The 22124-nt window shown below is 74.4% G+C and carries 24 protein-coding genes; 6 read left to right on the forward strand and 18 right to left on the reverse strand.

Annotated elements, in window-relative coordinates; all coding sequences use genetic code 11:
• Positions 1 to 27: 27 nt before the first annotated feature.
• Complete coding sequence (gene groES / locus ACGRHY_RS10135) at positions 28 to 339, reverse strand: co-chaperone GroES (protein ID WP_093660681.1); 312 nt, start codon at positions 337 to 339, stop codon at positions 28 to 30.
• 258 nt (positions 340 to 597) lie between these two features.
• On the opposite strand from groES, the gene ACGRHY_RS10140 reads away from it, so the two are divergent.
• Together ACGRHY_RS10140 and ACGRHY_RS10145 are read left to right on the forward strand one after the other, a co-directional pair.
• On the forward strand, positions 598 to 777 hold the full coding sequence (locus ACGRHY_RS10140) for a hypothetical protein (protein ID WP_394635065.1): 180 nt from the start codon (positions 598 to 600) through the stop codon (positions 775 to 777).
• Positions 778 to 784: 7 nt separating this feature from the next.
• Entirely contained in the window at positions 785 to 1996 is a 1212-nt protein-coding gene (locus ACGRHY_RS10145; RefSeq protein WP_394635066.1) for a class I SAM-dependent methyltransferase, read from the forward strand.
• A 228-nt stretch (positions 1997 to 2224) separates the two neighbouring features.
• Here ACGRHY_RS10145 and ACGRHY_RS10150 read toward each other — a convergent pair whose 3' ends face one another.
• Genes ACGRHY_RS10150 through tsaB form a run of 4 tightly spaced genes read right to left on the reverse strand, consistent with a single transcriptional unit; the run spans position 2225 to position 4878 of the window.
• Positions 2225 to 2494, reverse strand: coding sequence for a hypothetical protein (locus ACGRHY_RS10150; RefSeq protein WP_394635067.1), 270 nt, complete (start codon positions 2492 to 2494; stop codon positions 2225 to 2227).
• A complete protein-coding gene (tsaD, locus tag ACGRHY_RS10155) occupies positions 2491 to 3612 on the reverse strand; it encodes a tRNA (adenosine(37)-N6)-threonylcarbamoyltransferase complex transferase subunit TsaD (protein WP_394635068.1) in 1122 nt (373 codons plus the stop codon). Before tsaD ends, ACGRHY_RS10150 begins: the two co-directional genes overlap by 4 nt.
• Positions 3605 to 4132, reverse strand: a complete 528-nt coding sequence (rimI, locus tag ACGRHY_RS10160) for a ribosomal protein S18-alanine N-acetyltransferase (RefSeq protein WP_394637985.1) — start codon at positions 4130 to 4132, stop codon at positions 3605 to 3607. The genes tsaD and rimI overlap by 8 nt, the downstream gene beginning before the upstream one ends.
• Before the next feature lie 44 nt (positions 4133 to 4176).
• On the reverse strand, positions 4177 to 4878 hold the full coding sequence (tsaB, locus tag ACGRHY_RS10165; RefSeq protein WP_394635069.1) for a tRNA (adenosine(37)-N6)-threonylcarbamoyltransferase complex dimerization subunit type 1 TsaB: 702 nt from the start codon (positions 4876 to 4878) through the stop codon (positions 4177 to 4179).
• Positions 4879 to 5042: 164 nt separating this feature from the next.
• Between tsaB and ACGRHY_RS10170 the strand changes: the two genes are divergently transcribed.
• Together ACGRHY_RS10170 and ACGRHY_RS10175 are read left to right on the forward strand one after the other, a co-directional pair.
• On the forward strand, positions 5043 to 5645 hold the full coding sequence (locus ACGRHY_RS10170; RefSeq protein WP_394635070.1) for a hypothetical protein: 603 nt from the start codon (positions 5043 to 5045) through the stop codon (positions 5643 to 5645).
• Between the two features lie 137 nt (positions 5646 to 5782).
• A complete protein-coding gene (locus tag ACGRHY_RS10175; protein ID WP_394635071.1) occupies positions 5783 to 6361 on the forward strand; it encodes a DUF6328 family protein in 579 nt (192 codons plus the stop codon).
• Positions 6362 to 6411: 50 nt separating this feature from the next.
• Here the strand turns inward: ACGRHY_RS10175 and ACGRHY_RS10180 are convergent, their stop codons facing one another.
• The 8 genes from ACGRHY_RS10180 to ACGRHY_RS10215 all read right to left on the reverse strand — a co-directional run bounded on the left by ACGRHY_RS10180 (position 6412) and on the right by ACGRHY_RS10215 (position 14137).
• Positions 6412 to 6624 (reverse strand): hypothetical protein, encoded by a 213-nt coding sequence (locus tag ACGRHY_RS10180; protein WP_394635072.1) that lies wholly within the window; start codon positions 6622 to 6624, stop codon positions 6412 to 6414.
• A gap of 169 nt (positions 6625 to 6793) precedes the next feature.
• Positions 6794 to 7303, reverse strand: a complete 510-nt coding sequence (gene tsaE / locus ACGRHY_RS10185) for a tRNA (adenosine(37)-N6)-threonylcarbamoyltransferase complex ATPase subunit type 1 TsaE (RefSeq protein ID WP_394635073.1) — start codon at positions 7301 to 7303, stop codon at positions 6794 to 6796.
• 4 nt (positions 7304 to 7307) lie between these two features.
• Positions 7308 to 8564, reverse strand: coding sequence for an alpha/beta fold hydrolase (locus ACGRHY_RS10190; protein ID WP_394635074.1), 1257 nt, complete (start codon positions 8562 to 8564; stop codon positions 7308 to 7310).
• Between the two features lie 7 nt (positions 8565 to 8571).
• Positions 8572 to 9759: an alanine racemase gene (alr, locus tag ACGRHY_RS10195; RefSeq protein ID WP_394635075.1), complete on the reverse strand. Its 1188-nt coding sequence runs from the start codon at positions 9757 to 9759 to the stop codon at positions 8572 to 8574.
• A gap of 199 nt (positions 9760 to 9958) precedes the next feature.
• Positions 9959 to 11509, reverse strand: a complete 1551-nt coding sequence (locus ACGRHY_RS10200; RefSeq protein WP_394635076.1) for an NAD(P)H-hydrate dehydratase — start codon at positions 11507 to 11509, stop codon at positions 9959 to 9961.
• A gap of 83 nt (positions 11510 to 11592) precedes the next feature.
• The gene (locus ACGRHY_RS10205) at positions 11593 to 11961 is read right to left on the reverse strand and encodes a holo-ACP synthase (RefSeq protein WP_394635077.1); all 369 of its coding nucleotides are present in this window, start codon (positions 11959 to 11961) and stop codon (positions 11593 to 11595) included.
• A gap of 49 nt (positions 11962 to 12010) precedes the next feature.
• Complete coding sequence (glmS, locus tag ACGRHY_RS10210) at positions 12011 to 13858, reverse strand: glutamine--fructose-6-phosphate transaminase (isomerizing) (RefSeq protein WP_394635078.1); 1848 nt, start codon at positions 13856 to 13858, stop codon at positions 12011 to 12013.
• A 36-nt stretch (positions 13859 to 13894) separates the two neighbouring features.
• Positions 13895 to 14137 (reverse strand): hypothetical protein, encoded by a 243-nt coding sequence (locus ACGRHY_RS10215; protein WP_394635079.1) that lies wholly within the window; start codon positions 14135 to 14137, stop codon positions 13895 to 13897.
• Positions 14138 to 14394: 257 nt separating this feature from the next.
• Between ACGRHY_RS10215 and coaA the strand changes: the two genes are divergently transcribed.
• Entirely contained in the window at positions 14395 to 15375 is a 981-nt protein-coding gene (gene coaA / locus ACGRHY_RS10220) for a type I pantothenate kinase (RefSeq protein WP_394637986.1), read from the forward strand.
• Positions 15376 to 15698: 323 nt separating this feature from the next.
• Here coaA and glmM read toward each other — a convergent pair whose 3' ends face one another.
• The 4 genes from glmM to ACGRHY_RS10240 form a co-directional block, all read right to left on the reverse strand.
• The gene (gene glmM, locus ACGRHY_RS10225; protein WP_394635080.1) at positions 15699 to 17057 is read right to left on the reverse strand and encodes a phosphoglucosamine mutase; all 1359 of its coding nucleotides are present in this window, start codon (positions 17055 to 17057) and stop codon (positions 15699 to 15701) included.
• Positions 17058 to 17300: 243 nt separating this feature from the next.
• Positions 17301 to 17804: a 30S ribosomal protein S9 gene (rpsI, locus tag ACGRHY_RS10230; protein WP_093660649.1), complete on the reverse strand. Its 504-nt coding sequence runs from the start codon at positions 17802 to 17804 to the stop codon at positions 17301 to 17303.
• A 40-nt stretch (positions 17805 to 17844) separates the two neighbouring features.
• Positions 17845 to 18288: a 50S ribosomal protein L13 gene (rplM, locus tag ACGRHY_RS10235; protein ID WP_394635081.1), complete on the reverse strand. Its 444-nt coding sequence runs from the start codon at positions 18286 to 18288 to the stop codon at positions 17845 to 17847.
• A 254-nt stretch (positions 18289 to 18542) separates the two neighbouring features.
• Positions 18543 to 20162, reverse strand: a complete 1620-nt coding sequence (locus ACGRHY_RS10240; protein ID WP_394635082.1) for an ABC-F family ATP-binding cassette domain-containing protein — start codon at positions 20160 to 20162, stop codon at positions 18543 to 18545.
• A 54-nt stretch (positions 20163 to 20216) separates the two neighbouring features.
• Here ACGRHY_RS10240 and ACGRHY_RS10245 point away from each other — a divergent pair, with 54 nt between their 5' ends.
• Complete coding sequence (locus tag ACGRHY_RS10245; RefSeq protein ID WP_394635083.1) at positions 20217 to 21095, forward strand: hypothetical protein; 879 nt, start codon at positions 20217 to 20219, stop codon at positions 21093 to 21095.
• A 732-nt stretch (positions 21096 to 21827) separates the two neighbouring features.
• Here ACGRHY_RS10245 and ACGRHY_RS10250 read toward each other — a convergent pair.
• Positions 21828 to 22094: a hypothetical protein gene (locus ACGRHY_RS10250; protein ID WP_394638213.1), complete on the reverse strand. Its 267-nt coding sequence runs from the start codon at positions 22092 to 22094 to the stop codon at positions 21828 to 21830.
• Positions 22095 to 22124 lie beyond the last annotated feature (30 nt).

Consider the following 22124-nt stretch of genomic DNA (forward strand, 5'->3'; position numbering starts at 1 on the left):
GCGGATCACAGGCAGTCTTCGCGGTGCTTACTTCTCGATGATCGCGAGAACGTCGCGCGCCGAGAGGACGAGGTACTCCTCGTTGTTGTACTTCACCTCGGTGCCGCCGTACTTGCTGTACAGCACGATGTCGCCGACCTTGACGTCGAGCGGCAGACGGTTGCCGTCCTCGAAGCGACCCGGACCGACGGCGAGGACGGTGCCCTCCTGGGGCTTCTCCTTCGCGGTGTCCGGGATGACCAGGCCGGAAGCCGTGGTCTGCTCGGCGTCGAGCGGCTGGACCACGATGCGGTCCTCGAGCGGCTTGATGGCAACCTTGGAACTGGTGGCGGTCGTCACGATCCGACCTCCCCCTTCGGAGATCTCGGCGGGGTTTGGATGTCTGGGGTGGCGACCTGGTAGATCCGTCGTCGCGGGTGCCGGATCTGCCCGTCGCTTGAGTTGGCACTCTCCATGGGGGAGTGCCAATGCTGAGACTATGCGGGCGTTAGCACTCAGTCAACCGGAGTGCCAACGCACGGCGCGTTGCGCGCCGATGCGCCGGTACGCTGACCCCGTACCGCGTCACAGGTGCCCGCCCGTCAAGGAGTACCGCCGATGACCGCAGAGCCCCTGCCCGACTGGTTCCACCCGCCGCCCGGCGGCTGGACCGCCGACGAGCTGGACGACACCACCGGCACGTACGTCCCCACCGGGATTCACCACGACAAGCTCGTCGTCCCGGTGCCCTTCCCCATGGACATCGGCCTGACCACGTTGTACCGCGCGCCGCGGTGACGGGCCGGTGAGCACCAACCCGGCCGTCGGCGACCCCCTCTCCGCCTTCCACCGCCTGCTGACCGACGAGGGACAGGCGCTGCTGGCGGAGCTGCGGTCCTACGACCCCGGGCGGGAGCTGGCCGTCGCCACCCGGCTGCGCCGAGACCACCCGGCCGGACTGGTCTCGGCGGCCATCGCCCAGGCCCGGCTGCGGCAGCGGGCGGCTGCGAAGTTCGGGCCCGGGGACGCGGCGCGCATGTACTTCACCCCCGACGGCGTGGAGCAGGCCACCCGCGCGAGTGTGGCCGCGTACCGCGCCGGCCGCCTCGCCGCCCTCGGGGTACGGCGGCTGGCCGACCTGTGCTGCGGCAACGGCGGCGACGCCATCGCGCTCGCCCGCGCCGGCATCGAGGTCCTGGCCGTCGACCGCTCCCCGCTGACCTGCGCGGTCGCCCGCGCCAACGCCGGAGCGCTGGGCCTGTCCGACCTCATCGAGGTGCGCTGCGCGGACGTGACGGAGGTGGACGCCTCCGGCTTCGACGCCGTCTTCGCCGATCCGGCCCGCCGCGGCGGTCGGGGCGGACGCGGCCGGATCTTCGATCCCGAGGCGTACTCGCCGCCGCTGTCCTGGGCGGTGGAGGCCGCCCGGCGCGCCCCGCTCGCCGCGCTGAAGGTGGCTCCCGGCATCCCGCACGAGTCGGTACCGGCGGACGCGGCGGCGGAGTGGATCTCCGACGGCGGGGACGTCAAGGAGGCCGTGCTGTGGTTCGGCGCCGCCTCGCACGAGGCGCCCCGGGTGCGCGCCACCCTGCTGCCCGGGCCCCGGACCCTGGACTCCGCCGGCCTGCCGGATCCTCCCCCCGGCCCCGTCGGCCGCTACCTGTACGAGCCGGACGGCGCGGTGATCCGCGCGCACCTGGTCGCGGAGGTGGCCGAGCGGGTCGGCGGGCGCCTGATCGACCCGACGATCGCCTACGTCACCTCCGACGAGCACCGCCCGACGCCGTACGCGACCGCGTACGAGGTCACCGACGCCCTCCCCTTCAACGTCAAGCGGCTGAAGGCGCTGCTGCGCGAGCGCGGTGTCGGGACGCTGACGGTCAAGAAGCGCGGCTCGGCGGTCGAACCGGAGGAGTTGCGCCGGAAGGTGAAGCCGTCCGGCCCGGGCTCGGCCACGGTCTTCCTCACCCGCGTCGCGGGCGCACCGACGATGCTCCTGGGCCGTCCGGTCCGCTGACGCCGCGTCCCGCGCCGGGTCCCACCCGAACGAGTGACGATCACATGACCCCGCCTGTGCGTCGCGCGGGCCTGCCATGACCGGCTCCGTGGTTCCGCGTATGACGCGGCCCGGCGTCAGCGACGGGGGGCGAGACGGGGGTGAGTATCCGGTGAAGGACGCGCAGGACCCCGCCGACCTGCTGTGCGCGTTCCGGGGCGTCTCGGGCGCCTGGGAGCGGGTTCGCCCTCACCGGGCGTCTCCGTGCGCGTCCGCGCTCTCGAAACGCCAGCGGTGGACCGGACGGTGGAGCAACTCCTTTGGTGGCGAGGGGAGTTCGGCGAGTTCGGCGTCGTAGGGGGCATCCCACCAGGTGATGACCAGGACGCGGTCGGCCGGGGCGGTGAACGTCTCGCGACGCAGGGGGGCGGGGTCGAGCACCTGGGCGCGGACCCACTCCAGTAGCTCGGCCCCGCGGCCGTCCGCCGCGCGGGCCTCCCACATCAGGGCGACGGTCATGTGTAGAGGTTCTCCGCGCTCGTCTCGTGCACATGGTCGTGCGTGTGTGCGTGCCCGTGCGCGCCGCTGTGCGAGGTGCCCGGGACGTGCGGTTCGGTGACCGGCAGGGAGGAGTCGGCCGACAGGTCCCGGTCGGAGGGGGCCCGGTCGCGGGCGACCATCTCGGCGCCCAGGGCCGCGACCATCGCGCCGTTGTCGGTGCACAGCTTCGGGCGCGGCACCCGCAGGGTGATCCCGGCCGCCTCGCAGCGCGCCTCGGCCATCGCACGCAGCCGCGAGTTGGCCGCGACACCGCCTCCGATCATCAGGTGGTCCACCCCCTCGTCCCGGCAGGCGCGCACCGCCTTGCGGGTCAGCACGTCGGTGACCGCCTCCTGGAAGGACGCGGCGACGTCGGCGACCGGCACCTCCTCGCCCGCGCTCCGCTTCGCCTCGATCCAGCGGGCGACGGCGGTCTTCAGGCCGGAGAAGGAGAAGTCGTAGGGCGCGTCGCGCGGGCCGGTCAGCCCGCGCGGGAAGGCGATGGCGTCCGGGTCGCCCTCGCGGGCGTAGCGGTCGATGACGGGCCCGCCGGGGAAGCCGAGGTTCAGCACCCGGGCGACCTTGTCGAACGCCTCGCCCGCCGCGTCGTCGATGGTGGCGCCCAGCGGGCGCACGTCGGAGGTGATGTCGGAGGACAGCAGCAGCGAGGAGTGGCCGCCGGAGACCAGCAGCGCCATGGTCGGCTCGGGCAGTGCGCCGTGTTCGAGCTGGTCGACGCAGATGTGCGAGGCGAGGTGATTGACGCCGTACAGCGGCTTGCCCAGCGCGTACGCGTACGCCTTGGCCGCCGAGACTCCCACCAGCAGCGCGCCGGCCAGGCCGGGGCCGGCGGTGACGGCGACGCCGTCGAGGTCGCCCGCGGCGACGCCGGCGTCCTCCAGGGCGCGCTGGATGGTGGGGACCATCGCCTCCAGATGGGCGCGGCTGGCGACCTCGGGCACCACACCGCCGTACCGGGCGTGCTCGTCCACGCTGGAGGCCACCGCGTCGGCGAGCAGGGTGTGCCCTCGCACGATGCCCACGCCGGTCTCGTCGCAGGAGGTCTCGATGCCGAGGACCAGGGGTTCGTCAGCCATGGGTCGTCGTTCCTTGGTGTTCCGTTGCGGGGTCGGGGGCCTGGTCCGGCGCGGTGTCCGGCGCGGTGTCCGTCGCGGGGCCGGCCGGGCGGCGCATCACGAGGGCGTCCGCGTTCCCGGGCTGGTAGTAGCCGCGGCGCAGGCCGACGGCCTCGAAGCCGAAGCGCTCGTACAGGCGCCGGGCCCGGTCGTTGTCCACCCGGACCTCCAGCAGGACCTCGTGGCACTCGAAGTCGGTCGCGGCGGTGAGCAGCGCGCTGAGCAGCCGGGCGCCCAGTCCGGTGCCCCATCGGTCGCGGGCCGCGGCGATGGTCTGGACGTCCCCGGTGCCGCCCGCGGCGGCGAGTCCGCCGTAGCCGACGACGCGGCCCGCGCCGTCCTCGGCGACGAGGTAGCGGCGGGTGGCGTGCGGGCCGCGCGCGCGGGCGAGTTCGGACCAGAACAGGGCGGGCGACCAGGCGTCGTACGGGAACAGCTCCCGTTCCAGCTCCAGCACCGGTTCGATGTCCCACCAGCGCATCTCGCGCAGGACGGGCCGCTCGGGGGCCTTCTCGGCGGCCGCGGTCACCGGGGCGTGACCACCTTGTAGTTGGCGGGCACCCTCGCGTCCGGGCGCCGCAGGTAGAGCGGCAGCGGCGGCAGGAAGCCCACCGCCTCCCCGCCGGCCTCCCCGTCGGCACCGGTGCCGGCCGCGAGCCGCTCGGCGGCCAGCGCCGCCAGCGCGGCCGCACAGACGTGCTCGGGCAGGTCACCGCGTACGCCGGTGAAGGTGTCCGCGTACAGCCGGGCCCCCATGCCCACGGCGGGGACGCCGGCGACCAGTTCGGCGATGTCGGCCGGCCGGTCCACGGCCGGGTCCCCGAGGCGGGTGCGGGCGTCGGCGTAGCGCGCCCAGTACACCTCCTTGCGGCGGGCGTCGGTGGCGACGACGAAGGGGCCTTCCAGCCCGGCCTCCCCGGCGGCGTGGGCGATGCCGTCCAGCGTGCACAGGCCGTGGACGGGGATGCCGCGGGCGGCCGCGAAGGCCGTCGCCGTCATCAGGCCGACCCGCAGGCCGGTGTACGGGCCGGGGCCGACGCCGACGACGATGCCGGTCACGTCGCCGAGCGCGGCGCCGGCTTCGGCCAGGACGCGGTCGACGGCCGGGAGCAGCAGTTCGCCGTGGCGGCGGGCGTCCACCTCGTCGGCGGCTGCGAGGGTCCTCGTCCCGTCGTGCAGGGCGACGGTGACGGCGGGGGTTGCGGTATCCAGAGCGAGCAGGAGCACGCTCTCAGCCTACGGCGCACCGCGGGCCGCCGGTGCCCGCCCGCAGCACGGCGACCGCTACCGACTGCTACCGTCGGACTTACGATCACACCGGTCCTCCAGGGCTCCGACAGGGCTCCGGGCACCGGCGGGGGAAGCGGCGAGTACCGGAGGCGGGCGAGACGGTGGCACGGAACAGCGCGGGTACGTTCGTGGCCGGGCTGACCGCGGCGGCACTCGCCGTCGTCGGCTTCCTGGCCTACCAGGCGTCCGCCGCGCAGGACCGGCGCGGACCCGCCGGCGAACCCGGGGCCGCCGCGTCGGCCTCGCCCTCCCCCGGCGCCGCGCGGAAGGACGCCCAGGCCCGCGAGGACCGCGAGAAGTCCAGGGAGCGCGAGGAGGCCGCGCCGCCGGCCGGCTCCGGTGCCGGCGAACGCGTCGTGTACTCCCTGCGCGGCGACCGGGTCTGGCTGGTGGGCGCGAACGAGCGGGTCACCCGGACCTACCGCGTCGTCCCCGGTGCGGTGGACCCGCTGCCGGGCGAGTACACCGTGAGCGAGGGCGGCCGCACCGAGCGCGTCACCGGATCCGACGGGGTGCCCGTCGCCCATGTGGTGCTGTTCACGCAGGTGGACGGGGTCGTGGTGGGCTTCAGTGCCGCCGTGGACGGCTCACTGCCCGAGGGGCCGCCGAAGGAGGGCACGGGCGGCATCCGCTCCAGGGCCGCGGACGGCGAGGCGATGTGGCGGTTCGCCACGGCGGGCACGAAGGTCGTCGTCGTTCCCTGAGCCCGGGGAACCCATGAGGTCCGGAGCCCCCTGAGCCCACCGGTCCTCCGGTCCGCCAGAGCCGCGCCCACGTTTGCCTCTCCCTCTTTCGAACAGATGGGAACAAGCGGACGAGCACCGAAGAAGGGGGCGGCGCGATGGCTCTGGGAACGGGCACGGCACCTGACAGGGACGGCGGCGGACAGCGGTCCGCCGGCATCGGCGGCCGGGAGGCTCGGGAGGAGTACCGGGAGACCGAGAAGGAGCGGGCCGACCGGCGGTGGACGGAACTCCTGCAGGAGGTCAGGGTCGCCCAGATGGGCATCCAGATCCTGCTCGGCTTCCTGCTGAGCGTCGCCTTCACCGAGCGGTTCACCGACCTGGGGGCCGTGGACCGCAACATCTACGTCGTCACCGTCGTCCTCGGCTCGGCCGCGACCGGCACCCTGATCGCCCCGGTGGCCCTGCACCGCTTCGTCACCGGACACCGGATGAAGCCCCAGACGGTGGAGTGGGCCGCCCGCCTCACCATCACCGGGCTGGTCCTGCTGCTGTGCACGGTCACCTGTGCCCTGCTGCTGATCCTGCGCGTGGTGCTGCACAACGGCCTGGCCTGGTGGATCGTCGGCGCGCTGTTCACATGGTTCGTGGGCGCCTGGTTCCTGCTGCCGGCCTGGGCGCGCCGCGTCGGGCCGAGGCAGCGGCAGCGGCAGCGGCAGCGGCAGCGGGAGGAGTAGAGGGGGCGAGGAGCAGAGCTCCCGGCGCCCCTCCCGCCCCGTACGGGCCCTCAGGCCGCCTCGGCCCGGGGGCCCTCGTCGTCCGGGCGATCTCCGGGAGCGGTACGGCGCTCGGGGGCCGGCGGTGTGGAGACCGCGTCGGCCGCGGCGCACGAGGCCAGCAGATCGCGCATCGGCACCGCTCCGGCGCCCGGCAGGTGCCCGGACACACCGGCGGGCGCGTCCTGCGCGGTCGTTCCGGGCTCTCGCACCTCGGCCTCCATGGGTCCTCCCGTGGCTCATGGGGCGGGGTGGTAAGGCGTACCTAACCACTCTTTCCGGCCTCCATGTGAACACGCCGGAGGCGCCGTGCGCAACATCTTGCCGACACGGTGTCGGAACCCGGTTCCAGGCGCGTACCGGTCGGGGTGCGTCCGTGCGGGCCCCCGGCCCCTACGCGCTCCCCCCGGGCTCCGCGAGGACGGACAGGTCCTGCTCCGACCAGCGCCCGCCGACTCCGGTCACCGTCACCGTCCGCACGTCCTCCCCGAAGCCGCCGGCCGCGGCGTCCCCGGCGCCACCGGCCGTATCCGCGGCCACGGCCCCCACGGACCGCTCGATGACCACGTGCAGCCGGTCCTCCGACAGCTCCTCGACCCTCCCCTCGCCCCACTCCACGACCACCACCGACTCCGGCAGCGAGACGTCGAGGTCCAGGTCCTCCATCTCCTCCAGGCCGCCGCCGAGCCGGTAGGCGTCCACGTGCACCAGCGCGGGCCCGTCGCCGAGCGGGGGGTGGACCCGGGCGATGACGAAGGTGGGGGAGGTGACCGCGCCGCGCACGCCCAGCCCCTCGCCCAGCCCGCGGGTGAGGGTGGTCTTGCCCGCCCCCAGTTCGCCGGTGAGCAGGACGAGGTCGCCGGGCAGCAGCAGCCGGGCCAGCCGCCGGCCCAGCTCCCGCATCCGGTCAGGGGTCTCGACGCGGATCCTCGCGGTCCGTCCGGAAGCCCGGGGACTCCGGGGCTCCCGGGGACTCGGGGGGTTCTGCCGGCTCTCCGGAACGGCCCCGGGGGCGGTCCCCGCGGCCCGGCGGTGCGGTGTGTCCATGGGTGTGGATGGTACGCGTCAGCAGCTCGGCCAGGCGGTCGCCGACCGCCTCGGGGTGCTCCAGCATCACCAGGTGGCCCGCGCCCTCCACCACCACCAGATCCGCGTGCGGCAGCGCTCCGGCCATCGCCTCGCTGTGCTCGCGCGGGGTGAGCAGATCGCGGTCGCCGGTGAGGATCAGCGCCGGCCGACCCTCCTCGAAGGCGGCCAGCGCGGCGGTCTTGTCGTGCTCGGCGAAGGCGGGGTAGAAGTCGGCGACCACGTCGACCGGCACCGACTCGATCAGCCGCTCCGCGAAGCGCGCCACCCCCGGGTCCACGTCGCGGCCGCCGAACGAGTACCGCTTGACCAGCCCCGTGAAGAGATCGGCGGTCGCCCGGCGCCCCCGCTCCACCAGATCGGCCCGCGCGGCCAGCGTCCTGAGCACCCCCGGCGCCATCCGCCGCAGCGCCCGGGCACCGGCGGCGGGCAGCCCGTAGGTCACCTCCGTGAGGTTGCCCGCCGAGGTGCCCAGCAGGGCCACCGCGGCGACGCGCTCGGCGACGTACCCGGGGTGGTGGTGGGCGAGCGCCATCACCGTCATCCCGCCCATCGAGTGGCCGACGAGGACGACCGGTCCGTTGGGGACGGCGGCGTCGAGCACCGCCTTCAGATCGCGTCCGAGCCGGTCGATGGTGACCGTCTCGCCGGCCCGCCCGCGCCCGGAGCGGCCGTGGCCGCGCTGGTCCCAGTAGACGGCGCGCAGGGCGGGGGTGGGGGGCGCGGTGGGCGCGATGCCGCGCAGGGCGGCGCGCTGGAAGTGCCAGACGTCCTGGGCGAGGCAGTAGCCGTGGCTGAAGACGACCGTGGGCGCGCCCTCGGGTATCGCGCCCTCCGGCTCGTCGGTCTCGTAGTACAGCTCGGTGCCGTCGTCGGCCACGGCCCGGCCGGGAGTGCCGCGCAGCGAGCCGTACGGACCGGCCGCGTCCAGGGCCAGGCGCGCTCTGTGGCGCACCGCCCGGTGCACGGTCAGCCGCTCGACGGCCACTCCCGCGGCCACGCCGGCCGCGGCCAGTCCCAGCACCGCGCCGGCCGCCCCCGCGCGACGCGCCCATCCCCTGCCGCCCGCGTCCTTCACGCCCGCGTCACGCTTCCGCGTTCAGGTGGACGCGCGGCACCCGGGCGCCGATCCGGGTGACGATCTCGTACCCGATGGTGCCCACCGCGCGCGCCCAGTCCTCGGCCGTCGGCTCGCCCGCGTCGCCCGGCCCGAACAGGACCGCCTCGTCGCCCTCCGCGGCCGCGTCGCCGCCCAGGTCCACCACGAACTGGTCCATGGCCACCCGTCCGGCGACCGTCCGCCACTTGCCCGCCACCAGCACCGGCCCGCTCCCCGAGGCGTGCCGGGGGACGCCGTCGGCGTAGCCGGCCGGGACCAGGGCCAGGGTCGTCTCACCAGGGGTGGTGTAGTGGTGGCCGTAGCTCACCCCGTGCCCGGCGGGCACCCGCTTGACCAGGGCGAGGCGGGCGCGCAGGGTCATCACCGGCCGCAGCCCGAAGTCCGCCGGCACGCCGACCTCGGGCGAGGGCGCGAGGCCGTAGACCGACACGCCGGTGCGCACCAGGTCGAAGTGCGCCTCGGGGAGGGTGAGGGTGGCGGGCGAGTTGGCGATGTGCCGCACCTCCGGGTCGAGCCCGGCGCGGGCCGCGGCGGCCAGGGCCTCGCGGAAGACGGCGAGCTGGGCGGCGATGGAGGGGTGGCCGGGCTCGTCGGCGCAGGCGAAGTGCGACCACACCCCGGCGACCCGCACCGTGCCCTCGGCCTCGGCGGCACGGGCGGCGGCGGTCAGCGCCTCCCAGCCGGCGGCCGGGCAGCCGCTCCGGCCCAGCCCGGTGTCGATCTTCAGATGGACGCGGGCGGTACGGCCGCAGACGCGGGCGGCGGCGGTGATCTCCCGCAGCGCCCACGGGTCGCTCGCCGACACGTCGACGTCCGCCTCGACCGCCTCGCGCCAGGGCCCGCCGGGCGTCCACAGCCAGCACAGCAGCCGGCCCCGGTCCCCGGCGGCGCGCAGCGCCAGCGCCTCCTCGGGGGTGGCCGTACCCAGCCAGTCCGCGCCCGCCTGCCGCGCGGCACGGGCGCAGGGGACCATGCCGTGGCCGTACGCGTCGGCCTTGACCACGGCCATCAGCCCGGCCCCGGCCGCGCGCCCGCGCAGGGCGCGGACGTTGGCACGCAGGGCGGCCAGGTCGATCTCGGCACAGACCCGGTGCGCGTCCGGGCGGGGCCGCACTGCCGCGCCGGTGGCGAAGGGCTCACTTACGACGTCCATCGCCCACCAGTGTCTCAGGTCCGCTTCCGGACGCCTCCCGGCCCGCCCGGTGTGTGCGGCCGGCTTCCGGCGAGGTGCCGGACGCCCGCCTCCCGGTGCCCGCCGGGGCACGCCGGGGCACGCCGGGCGCGGTACGCCCGCACGGTGCACCGGCGAGGGCGGGCCGGGGGCCGGCCGGTCCGGCCGGCCCCCGGCCCGCTCACCGCCGCGAGGCCCGCGGCGTACCGGGCCGGACGTCCGCCGTCACCGCCGCGTCCCCGCCACCCCCGGCGGCCTCCACGACGTCCCGCCAGGCCGGGCGCAGCGCCCCGGCCACGTCGAGCGCGCTGACCAGCGGCGCCGCGCGGCGGCCCGCCAGGCCGTGGACGTAGGAGCCCGCCACCGCCGCGTCCACGGGCGCCAGGCCGCAGGCGAGCAGCGAGCCGGCCAGCCCGGAGAGCACATCCCCGCTCCCGGCCGTCGCCAGCCAGCCGGTACCGGTGGGGTTGACCCGCAGCGGACCGTCCCCGCCGGGCGGGGCGACCACCGTGGTCGAGCCCTTGAGCAGCACCGCCGCCCCGTACCGCCGCGCCAGCTCCCGCGCCGAGGCCAGCCGCGCCGACTCGACCTCCTCGCGCTCGACACCCAGCAGCGCCGCCGCCTCACCGGCGTGCGGGGTGAGCAGGACGGGGGCCGTACGCTCCCGCAGCGGCCCGGCGTCCACCAGCCGCAGCCCGTCGGCGTCCACCAGCACCGGTACGTCCGAGGCCAGCACGTCCCGGACGCTCTCTCGCGCCTCGTCACCGTCGCCGAGCCCCGGCCCGACGACCCACGCCTGCACCCGGCCCGCCCGCGAGGGCGGGCCGGAGGAGACCAGCGTCTCGGGGAAGCGGGCGATCACCGCGCCGGCCGCGGGCCCGGCGTAGCGCACGGCGCCCGCGCCGCCGCGCAGCGCCCCCGCCACCGCCAGCACCGCCGCGCCCGGGTAGCGGGCGGAGCCGGCCGCGACGCCGACCACGCCGCGCCGGTACTTGTCGCTCTCGGCCGACGGGCGGGGCAGCACGGCGGCCACGTCCGCGTGCCGCGCGGCGCGTACCGCCGGCTCGGCCGCCTCCAGGTACGGGCCCAGGCCGATGTCGACCAGCCGCAGCGCCCCGGCGTGCTCGCGTGCGGGGTCGACCAGCAGGCCGGGCTTGTACGCCCCGAAGGTCACCGTCGCCGCCGCCCGCACCGCCACGCCGTGCACCTCGCCGGTGTCGGCGTCCACACCACTGGGCAGGTCCACGGCGACGACGGGCACCCCGGCCTCCGCGACGGCGTCGGCGATCTCCACCGCGCCCGGCCGCAGGCCTCCCCGGCCGCCGATGCCGACGATGCCGTCCACCACCAGGTCGGCCCGCCGCAGGAGCGCGGGCACGCCGGCGGGCGCGCCCTCCAGCGCGGTGTGGGCGGCGGGGGCCGCGACGGCCCGGCCCCCGGCCGTCCGCAGCGCGGCGAGTCCGCTCTCATGGACCCTCTCCGGGCTGAGCAGCAAGGCGGTCACCCCGGCGCCGCGCCGGGCCAGGTACGCCCCGGCGAAGAGCGCGTCCCCGCCGTTGTCGCCGCTGCCCACCAGCAGGACGATCCGGGTTCCGTAGACGCGCCCCAGCATCCCGGCGCAGGCGGCGGCCAGCCCGGCGGCGGCGCGGCGCATCAGCGCCCCGGGGGGCAGGCGCGCCATCAGCTCCCGCTCGGCGGCCCGTACGGTCTGCACGCTGTAGGCATCTCTCATGTCCTCAAGTCTGACCGCCCGCCGCCGGATCCACCCGCCTTCGGCGGCGCCGGCCGGGCACCCCGGCGGCCGGCTCCCGGTGATCAGCTCTCGGCGATCACGACGGCCGTCGCCACCCCCGCGTCATGGCTGAGGGAGACGTGCCAGTGGCGCACCCCCAGCTCGGCGGCGCGGGCGGCGACGGTGCCGGTCACCCGCAGCAGCGGCTGCCCGTGCTCGGAGGCGTGCACCTCCGCGTCCGTCCACACCAGCCCGCCGGGCGCGCCCAGCGCCTTGGCCAGGGCCTCCTTGGCGGCGAACCGCGCCGCCAGGGAGGCCACCGAGCGCCGCTCCCCGCCGGGCAGGGTCTGCTCGGCGGGGGTGAACAGCCGATCGGCCATGGCGGGGGTGCGGGCCAGCGCGCCGGCGAAGCGGTCGATGGAGGCGACGTCGATCCCCACCCCGACGATCACCGGCGGACCCCCGCCCGCCGGGGGCCCCCGGTCCGGCCGCGGGTCCGGTTCACTCCACCGTCACCGACTTGGCCAGGTTGCGCGGCTGGTCCACCTCGTTGCCGCGGGCCGTGGCCAGCTCGCAGGCGAAGACCTGCAGCGGCACGGTGGCCACCAGCGGCTGGAGCAGGGTGGGCGTGGCGGGGATGCGCACCAGGTGGTCGGCGTACGGCACGACCGTCTCGTCGCCCTCCTCGGCGATGACGATGGTCCGCGCGCCCCGGGCCCGGATCTCCTGGATGTTGGAGACGATCTTGTCGTGCAGCACGGACCGGCCGCGCGGCGACGGCACGACCACCACCACCGGCAGGTCCTCCTCGATCAGCGCGATCGGGCCGTGCTTGAGCTCTCCGGCCGCGAAGCCCTCGGCGTGCATGTACGCCAGCTCCTTGAGCTTGAGCGCGCCCTCCAGGGCGACGGGGAAGCCCACATGGCGGCCGAGGAAGAGCACGGTGTTCTTGTCCGCCAGGGAGCGGGCCAGTTCCCGCACCGGCTCCATGGTGGCCAGGACCTTCTCGACCTCCGTGGAGATCTGCGACAGCTCCCGGATCACCGAGCCGATCTCGTCGCCCCACTTGGTGCCGCGCACCTGGCCCAGGTAGAGGGCGACGAGGTAGCAGGCGACGAGCTGGGTCAGGAACGCCTTGGTGGAGGCGACCGCGACCTCGGGCCCGGCGTGGGTGTAGAGCACCGCGTCGGACTCGCGCGGGATCGTGGAGCCGTTGGTGTTGCAGATGGCCAGCACCTTGGCACCCTGCTCACGGGCGTGGCGCAGCGCCATCAGGGTGTCCATGGTCTCGCCGGACTGGCTGATGGCGACGACGAGCGTGCGCTGGTCCATGATCGGGTCCCGGTAGCGGAACTCGCTGGCCAGCTCGGTCTCGCAGGGGACGCGCGTCCAGTGCTCGATGGCGTACTTGGCGATCATCCCGGCGTGGTAGGCCGTGCCGCACGCCACGATGACGACCTTGTCGATCTCGCGCAGCACGTGGTCGGGGATGCGCACCTCGTCCAGGGCCAGCCGGCCGGCCTCGTCGATGCGGCCCAGGAGGGTGTCGGCGACCGCCTTGGGCTGCTCGGCGATCTCCTTGAGCATGAAGTAGTCGTAGCCGCCCTTCTCGGCGGCCGAGGCGTCCCAGTCCACGTGGTAGGCGCGGGTGTCGGCGGGGGCTCCGTCGAAGTCGGTGACCGTCACCCGGTCCCGCCTCAGCTCCACGACCTGGTCCTGGCCCAGCTCGATGGCCTCGCGGGTGTGGGCGATGAACGCGGCGACGTCGGAGGCGAGGAAGTTCTCGCCCTCGCCGACGCCGACCACCAGCGGCGAGTTCCGCCGGGCACCGACGACGGTGTCGGGCTCGTCGGCGTGGACGGCGACGAGGGTGAAGGCGCCCTCCAGCCGGCGGCACACCTGCCGCATGGACTCGGCCAGGTCGCCGCAGGAGGAGAAGTTCTCGGCGAGCAGGTGGGCCACGACCTCGGTGTCGGTCTCGGAGGTCAGCTCGTGGCCGCGCTCGGCCAGTTCGGCGCGGAGCGCGGCGAAGTTCTCGATGATGCCGTTGTGGACGACCGCGACCCGCCCGGAGTTGTCCAGGTGCGGATGCGCGTTGGCGTCGGTCGGCCCGCCGTGGGTGGCCCACCGGGTGTGACCGATGCCGGTGGCGCCGGCCGGCAGCGGGCGCTCGTCCAGCAGCTTGCCGAGGTTGCCCAGTTTCCCGGCCTTCTTCGCGGCGGCCAGCCCGCCGTCGGCGAGGACGGCAACGCCCGCCGAGTCATAACCGCGGTACTCCAACCGCTTCAGTCCCGCGATGACGACGTCGAGGGCGGACTGCCCTCCCACATAACCAACGATTCCGCACATGTGATGCAGCCTAAGGGCAGTCGGGGGCGAGGGCTGTCAGCGCCCTCGCCCTATTCGTCCGACCGCCCGTCTGACGATCTCCAGGTACTCCGCCTCCTCGCACCGCGGCATGCCGCCCGGCCGGTACGTCTCCAGCGCGTCGTCGGGGTGCTCCCCCAGGTCCGCGTCGGGCAGTTCGTCCAGGAGTTCCTCCCACGCCCGGGCGTCGCACGCCTCGGCGGATCTCTGCGCGGCGAGGCGGCGGCGCGCCGTGCGGGAGCGCTGGAACGGAAGCGGCATACGGATCCCCTCCGGGCCGGTGGCAGACGGACCCCGCCGGAAGCGGGCAGGGGCCCGCGCGGCGGGTTCACACACATGGAGCAAGTGCGCGAATGCGGTCAACGTATCCGCGCCGGACCGCCGCGTACACCCCCTCGCACGCACATCTGTGCTGCTGATCACATGGGAACGGCCGTGAGACCGGCCGCGCGCGGCCCGACAATGGGCCCGTGTCCACCCCCGTCACCGCCTCCGGGCCCTCCGCCGCGTCCGGTGTCCTGTCGCAGCAGCGCCGCGGCCGGCCGTCCGACGCGAGTCCCTTCGTCGACCTCGGACGGGCCGAGTGGAGCGCCCTGCGGGAGAAGACCCCGCTGCCCCTGACCGCCGCGGAGGTGGAGGAGCTGCGCGGACTCGGCGACGTCATCGACCTCGACGAGGTGCGGGACGTCTACCTGCCGCTGTCCCGGCTGCTCAACCTCTACGTCGGCGCCACCCACGGGCTGCGCGGCGCGCTCAACACCTTCCTCGGCGACGCGGGCGGCGGGCACGGCGCCCAGCGCGGCACCCCGTTCGTCATCGGGGTCGCGGGCAGCGTCGCGGTCGGCAAGTCCACGGTGGCCCGGCTGCTGCGTGCGCTGCTGGCCCGCTGGCCCGAGCATCCGCGGGTGGAGCTGGTGACCACTGACGGCTTCCTGCTGCCGAACGCGGAGCTGCACCGGCGCGGGCTGATGGCGCGCAAGGGGTTCCCCGAGTCCTACGACCGCCGCGCCCTCACCCGGTTCGTCGCGGACGTCAAGTCGGGCCGGGAGGAGGTCACCGCCCCCGTCTACTCGCACCTGATCTACGACATCGTTCCCGGCGAGGTGCTGACGGTGCGCCGCCCCGACATCCTGATCGTCGAGGGACTCAACGTCCTCCAGCCGGCCCTGCCGGGCAAGGACGGCCGCACCCGGCTGGCCGTCGCCGACTACTTCGACTTCTCCGTCTACGTGGACGCGCGCACCGAGGACATCGAGCGGTGGTACCTGGGCCGCTTCCGCAAGCTGCGCGAGACGGCCTTCCAGAACCCGTTCTCCTACTTCCGCAGGTACACGCAGGTGTCGCAGGAGGAGGCGCTGGACTACGCGCGCGGGATCTGGCGGACGATCAACCGTCCGAACCTCCAGGAGAACATCGTCCCGACCCGGGGCCGCGCCGGCCTGATCCTGCGCAAGGGCCCGGACCACAAGGTCCAGCGCCTGTCGCTGCGCAAGCTCTGAACGGCCGCGGCACGCGCGCCGTCGGGCGGCGGCGTCCAGCCGCGGTCGGTGGTGGAGGCCGGGGCGTCCGTCGGGTACGGCCTGCCCGACGACCGTGAACCCCGCCCGCGCCGGCACCGCCCGCGAGGCCGGGTTGTCGAGCGTGATGACGGCCCTCGGCTCCGCGAGCCGGTACGGCCCGCCGGCCGGCCGCTTCGCCGCACCGCACGGAGGACACGGCCCGCGCCGGCTCGGCTCACGCCGGGCGTGAGGGACAGGAGGCGGGGGCGGCCGGGGCCGCCCCCGCCTCCTGTCGTGCCCGGGCCGCGCGCCCGCACGGACCGTCAGCCCAGCGCCGACTTGACCTCGTCCGCCAGCCGCTGAGCCACCGCGCGGGCCTGCTCCAGGTCGGCGGCCTCGACCATCACCCGCACCAGCGGCTCGGTGCCGGAGGAGCGCAGCAGCACCCGGCCGGTCTCGCCCAGTTCCTTCTCGGCCTCGTTCACGGCGGTGGCCAGCCGGGCCGAGGAGGTGACCCGGGTCTTGTCCACGTCCCGCACGTTGACCAGCACCTGCGGCAGGCGCCGCATGACGCCCGCCAGCTCCGCCAGGGGCCGGCCGGTGGCGGCCACCCGCGCGGCCAGCATCAGACCGGTCAGGGTGCCGTCGCCGGTGGTGGCGTGGTCCAGGGCGATCACGTGCCCGGACTGCTCGCCGCCCAGCGAGTAGCCGCCGCGCTTCATCTCCTCCAGCACATAGCGGTCGCCGACCGCCGTCTGGAGCAGTTCGACGCCCTCGTGCTCCATGGCGAGCTTGAAGCCGAGGTTGGACATCACCGTGGCCACCACGGTGTTCCTCCGCAGCGTGCCGGCCTCCTTCATGCCCAGGGCCAGCACGCTGAGGATCTGGTCGCCGTCGATCTCCTCGCCGGCCGCGTCCACGGCCAGGCAGCGGTCGGCGTCGCCGTCGTGGGCCACGCCCAGGTCGGCGCCGTGCTCGACGACGGCCGCGCGCAGCCCCTGGAGGTGGGTGGAGCCGCAGCCGTCGTTGATGTTGAGCCCGTCGGGCTCGGTGGCGATGGTGACCACCTCGGCGCCCGCCCGCGCGAACGCCTCCGGGGAGACCCGCGCCGCCGCGCCGTGCGCGCCGTCGATGACGACCCTGAGCCCGTCGAGCCGGTTGGGCAGGACGCCGACGAGGTGGGCGACGTACTTGTCGAAGCCCTCGTCGTACTCCTTCACCCGGCCCACCCCGGCGCCCGTCGGGCGGTCCCAGGGCTCACCGGAGGCGTGCTCGCGGTAGGTCCGCTCGATGCGGTCCTCCAGCTCGTCGGCGAGCTTGTGGCCGCCGCGGGCGAAGAACTTGATGCCGTTGTCGGGCATGGGGTTGTGGCTGGCGGACAGCATCACGCCCAGGTCGGCGCCGAGCGCGCCGGTCAGGTACGCCACGGCCGGGGTCGGCAGCACGCCCACCCGCAGCACGTCCACGCCCGCACTGGCCAGCCCGGCCACCACGGCGGCCTCCAGGAACTCCCCGGACGCGCGCGGATCACGTCCGACCACCGCCACCGGGCGATGGCCCTTGAACGTACCCGCCTCGGCGAGCACGTGCGCCGCCGCGACCGACAGACCGAGCGCCATTTCGGCGGTCAGGTCGGCGTTGGCGACTCCGCGCACACCGTCCGTACCGAAGAGTCGTCCCACCGTGGTTCCTCCGAGTTCCGAGCTGAGCTCCGGGCATGCCGAGGCCCGGTCGATCCAGGTATACGCCCCTTGGCGGCGGATTCGGCACGGCCGTGACCGCGGCGTGCCGACGGTCGCCCCACCGGACGCGCCGGTCCGGAGGCGGGCGGTGGCCCGAAGACGAGCGCCCCGACGCACCGTGACGGTGCTGTCGGGGCGCTCATCAGCGGATCCCAGGGATTCCAGCAGACAGCGAGGCGCTGATCAGCGCTTGCTGTACTGGGTACCCTTGCGGGCCTTCTTCAGACCGGCCTTCTTCCGCTCGACCGCGCGGGCGTCGCGGGTCAGGAAGCCGGCCTTCTTCAGCGGGCCGCGGTTGTTCTCCACGTCCGCCTCGTTCAGGGCGCGGGCCACGCCCAGGCGCAGCGCGCCGGCCTGGCCGGAGACGCCGCCGCCGCTGATGCGGGCGACGACGTCGTAGCGGTTGTCCAGCTCCAGAACCTTGAACGGCTCGTTGACTTCCTGCTGGTGCACCTTGTTCGGGAAGTAGGCCTCGAGGGTGCGGCCGTTGATCTTCCACTGGCCGCTGCCCGGAACGATGCGGACGCGGGCGATGGCGTTCTTGCGTCGCCCGGTGCCGGCGCCCGGCTGGGGCTCACCGAAACGGGACGCGAGGGACTCGGTAGTGTACTCCTCGACGCCCTCGGGGGTCTCGGTGGTGTACTGCTCGACCTCTTCGATCGGGGTCTCGGCGGTGGTCTCGGCCACGGTTCTCCTTAAGCTCTCTTCAGTCTTGGTTGTGGCCGGACTACTGCGCGACCTGGGTGATCTCGAACGGGACCGGCTGCTGGGCGCCGTGCGGGTGGTTCTCGCCCGCGTAGACCTTCAGCTTCGAGAGCATCTGGCGGCCCAGGGAGTTCTTCGGGATCATGCCCTTGATGGCCTTCTCCACGGCCTTCTCCGGGTTGTTCTTCAGCAGGTCGTCGTAGCGGACGGACCGCAGACCGCCGGGGTAGCCGGAGTGGCGGTAGGCCAGCTTCTGGGTCCGCTTGTTGCCGGAGAGGTGCACCTTGTCGGCGTTGATGATGATGACGAAGTCACCAGCGTCAACGTGCGGCGCGTACACCGGCTTGTGCTTGCCCCTCAGAAGGGTGGCGGCCTGGGAGGCCAGACGGCCCAGGACGACGTCGGTGGCGTCGATGACGTGCCACTGGCGCTGGACGTCGCCGGGCTTGGGGCTGTACGTACGCACGGTCGTAGCCTTCGCTTCTTCAGTGAGTGTTTCCTGACAAGGTCACCGGAGATCACGACAGCCCTGACCGCACTCCGGTGACGCAAGCCGGCGCGGGTCGCTGGTCATCGTCCTGGTGGACCAGGCGTAGCGGCCTCTCACGTGAGAACGAGCAAGCCAATACGCACAACGAACCAGCAGGATACCGGCCGTCCTCCGCACGGGTCAAAACGCCCCTCCCCCGGAGGGCGCGCCGGAGCCCTCCCGCGGACCTCTCAGCGCGCCCGCGCCACCCGCCCCTCCTCCCAGACCGGCTCCGGCGCCTCGCGCACCCTGCCGTCCGCGCCGAAGACCAGGAAGCGGTCGAAGGAGCGGGCGAACCAGCGGTCGTGCGTCACCGCCAGCACCGTCCCCTCGTACGCCTCCAGCCCCTGCTGGAGCGCCTCGGCGCTCTCCAGGTCCAGGTTGTCGGTCGGCTCGTCCAGCAGCAGCGCCGTCGATCCGGCCAGCTCCAGCAGCAGGATCTGGAAGCGGGCCTGCTGACCGCCCGACAGCTTCCCGAAGGGCTGCTCGGCCTGGCGGTCCAGCTCGTAGCGGCGCAGCGCGGACATCGCCGCGCCCCGGTCCTTCGCGTGCCCGGTCCACAGGACGTCGAGCAGGGTGCGGTCCTCCAGCTCGGGGTGGGCGTGTGTCTGGGCGAAGTGGCCGGGCACCACCCGGGCGCCCAGCTTCCACCCGCCGGTGTGGGCGACGTCGCCGCCGGCCAGCAGCCGCAGGAAGTGCGACTTCCCCGAGCCGTTGGAGCCCAGCACCGCGACCCGCTCCCCGTAGAAGACCTCCAGGTCGAACGGCTTCATCAGCCCGGTCAGCTCCAGCCCGGAACAGGTGACCGCCCGCACCCCGGTGCGCCCGCCGCGCAGCCGCATCCGGATGTCCTGCTCGCGCGGCGGCTCCTGCGGAGGGCCCGCCTCCTCGAACTTCCGCAGCCGGGTGCGGGCCGCCTGGAGGCGGGAGGCCATGCCGCTGTTGTAGGCGGCCTTCTGCTTGAGGGTGTTCACCAGTTCCTTCAGCCGGGCGTGCTGCTCGTCCCAGCGCCGCCGCAGCTCCTCGAAGCGGGCGAAGCGCTCCTTGCGGGCCTGGTGGTAGGTGGCGAAGCCGCCGCCGTGGACCCACACGTCCGATCCGGCCGGGCCCGGCTCCACGCTGACGATCTTCTGCGCCGCCCGGGCCAGCAGCTCGCGGTCGTGGGAGACGAACAGGACCGTCTTGCGGGTCTCGGCCAGCCGCTCCTCCAGCCAGCGCTTGCCGGGGACGTCCAGGTAGTTGTCCGGCTCGTCCAGCAGCAGCACCTCGTCCGGGCCGCGCAGCAGCGCCTCCAGCACCAGCCGCTTCTGCTCGCCGCCCGACAGGGTCCGCACCTGCCGCCACTGCGCCTTGTCGTAGGGGACGCCGAGCGCGGCGGTGGTGCACACGTCCCAGGCGGTCTCGGCCTCGTAGCCGCCGGCCTCCGCCCAGTCCGCCAGCGCCTGCGCGTAACCCATCTGGGCGGCCTCGTCGTCGACCTCCATGATCTTCAGCTCGGCGGCGTCCACAGCCTCCGCGGCCTGGCGCACCCGCGGCCGGGCCACCGAGACCAGCAGGTCGCGCACCGTGCGCTCGTCCCGGACCGAGCCCACGAACTGCGGCATCACCCCGAGCCCGCCACCGACCGTCACCGTGCCGCCGTGCGGCCTCAGCTCGCCGGCGACCAGCCGCAGCAGCGTCGTCTTACCGGCCCCGTTGGCGCCCACCAGGGCCACCACCGAGCCCTCCCCCACCCGGAACGAGACGTCGCCGAGCAGCGCCCTCCCGTCGGGCAGGTAGTACTCCAGGTGCGCGGCCTCGACGTGTCCCATCCCCCGACTGTGAACGCGCCGGCGGCCTCGCGGCAAGCGAATAAGATGCGGGGCATGAGCTTTGGGCAGGGGGGGCCGGGCTGGGGCCCGGGAGGGCCGTCCGGACAGCCGGGGCCGTCGGAGCCGTCCACGCCGGACTGGGCGGCGCTCGCCGAGCGGAGCGAGCGCGCCCGCACCCGGCGCCGCCGCTGGCTGGGGATCGGCGGCGGAGCGGTGGCGGCGGCCGTCGTCGCCGCGATCGTCGCGATCGCCGTCGTCAACGAGGGCGGACCGGGCTCCAGCCCTTCCGCCGCCGCCTCGGACTCCCCGACGCCTTCGGCCGCCGATACACCGCGGCCCGACCCGGAGCAGCCGGAGCCGACCTTCTCCTCCGAGCCGCCTCCCCCGCCACCGGACCCCCGGGACTTCCTCTCCAGCGCCGGGAAGGACACCGCCCCGCTCGGCGCCGGCACGCTCTTCCCCGGCGACTCGATGAAGGCCAACGACCGCACCTACGACAAGGGCGCCACGGCCTCCACCAAGAGCTGCGCGTCCGGCACCCAGGGCGCGCTCGGCGCGGTGCTGACCGACAACGGCTGCCGCGAGCTGATCCGGGTGACGTACGTGCGCGAGGGGGTGGCGGTCACCGTCGGCGTCGCGGTCTTCGACGACGCCGAGGCCGCGCGCACGGCCAAGGAGCGGTCCCGGCCCAACGTCGCCTCACTGCCCGGCTCGGGCGTGCCCACCTTCTGCCGGGGCGGCGTGACCTGCCGCACCTCCGCCAACGCGCTGGGCCGCTACGCGTACTTCACCATCTCCGGCTACACCGGCGGCAAGGACGTCACCCCCTCCGAGACCGCCGCCCGCCAGGCGGGCCTGGACGCCGCCGACTTCGCCTTCGCCCGCATCCTCGAACGCGGCCGGGAACAGGCGGCGGCCTCGGTCACGGGCTGACGCGCCGACCGGACCGGGGCCACGGACCGGGCGGCGCGGGGATGTCAGTCCTGTCAACGCCCCTGGTGGCCACCACGACCGCCGCGGCCACGATCTCGGTGGTGCCGGCCATCTCGCGCCGGGTGTCGGCGCTCTTGCCTCACAGGGCCTTGTCGGGACCGCTGTCCAGCGGGAAGGTGCCCTTGGCCGCTGTCCCAGACGGTCCCCGGCCGCCTGGACGGGTGCCGCCGTCGGGCCCGCCAGCACCACGACGCCGGCGGTTGCCCACCGGTACCGGCCAACCCCTCAGCAGCCTCCGCGAAGTCGACCACCTCCGGAATGAGAGTCGTGCCACCTGTCACACAGGTACCGCAGCGCACCGGAGTGCCGGACGAACCGCCACCCGGCGCCGCCCCCGTCCACTGACGTCGCCGTCAACTACTGCCGTCACCCCACGCAGAAGCCCCGCCAGGACACACCCGACGGGGCTTCAAACCTGCTATCGCGACCAAGAGACGAACCCCTGGGGGGGTTCACGCCGAAGAGTCTGCCTCAGCAAGGTTCCCGGCGATCATCCCCCGGAAGAAATCCGAGAAGGTTCGGTATCTTTCGATTTCCCCGCCTGCAAGCCGGATAACCGGAGCCGGTCGATTCGGCTCTCTCGCACACGGCATGACGAGGATGTCGATGTCCGTTCGTGACGCACCGATGGGAATCAAGCGGGAGAAATCCTCTCCTCGCTCAATCTGCACCTCATCCTCGATCAGCCGTCTCTCCGCACGCGGCGAGGTCGCCGCTGGAGAAGCAGTCCATCGCCGCGTTGATGCCGAGGATGTCCTTGGCGATCTCGACCAGTTCCTTGACCGCCCGCTTGACCCTCCGCTGAGCGGCCGCCTGCTGGGACTGGGCCATGTTGAAGGCGACCTCGGCCTCCTGGGCGTCCCTCTCCTCCCGGTGATCTCCGGTGGCTTGATGTCCCAGCCGTTCGCACCCAGGGAGCAGTTCCAGCCCTGGAAGCACTCGGCCGGTGCCGGACCGGTCGGGTCCGAG

This window comes from Streptomyces shinuiensis (assembly GCF_043660855.1).
Lineage (GTDB): Bacteria > Actinomycetota > Actinomycetes > Streptomycetales > Streptomycetaceae > Streptomyces.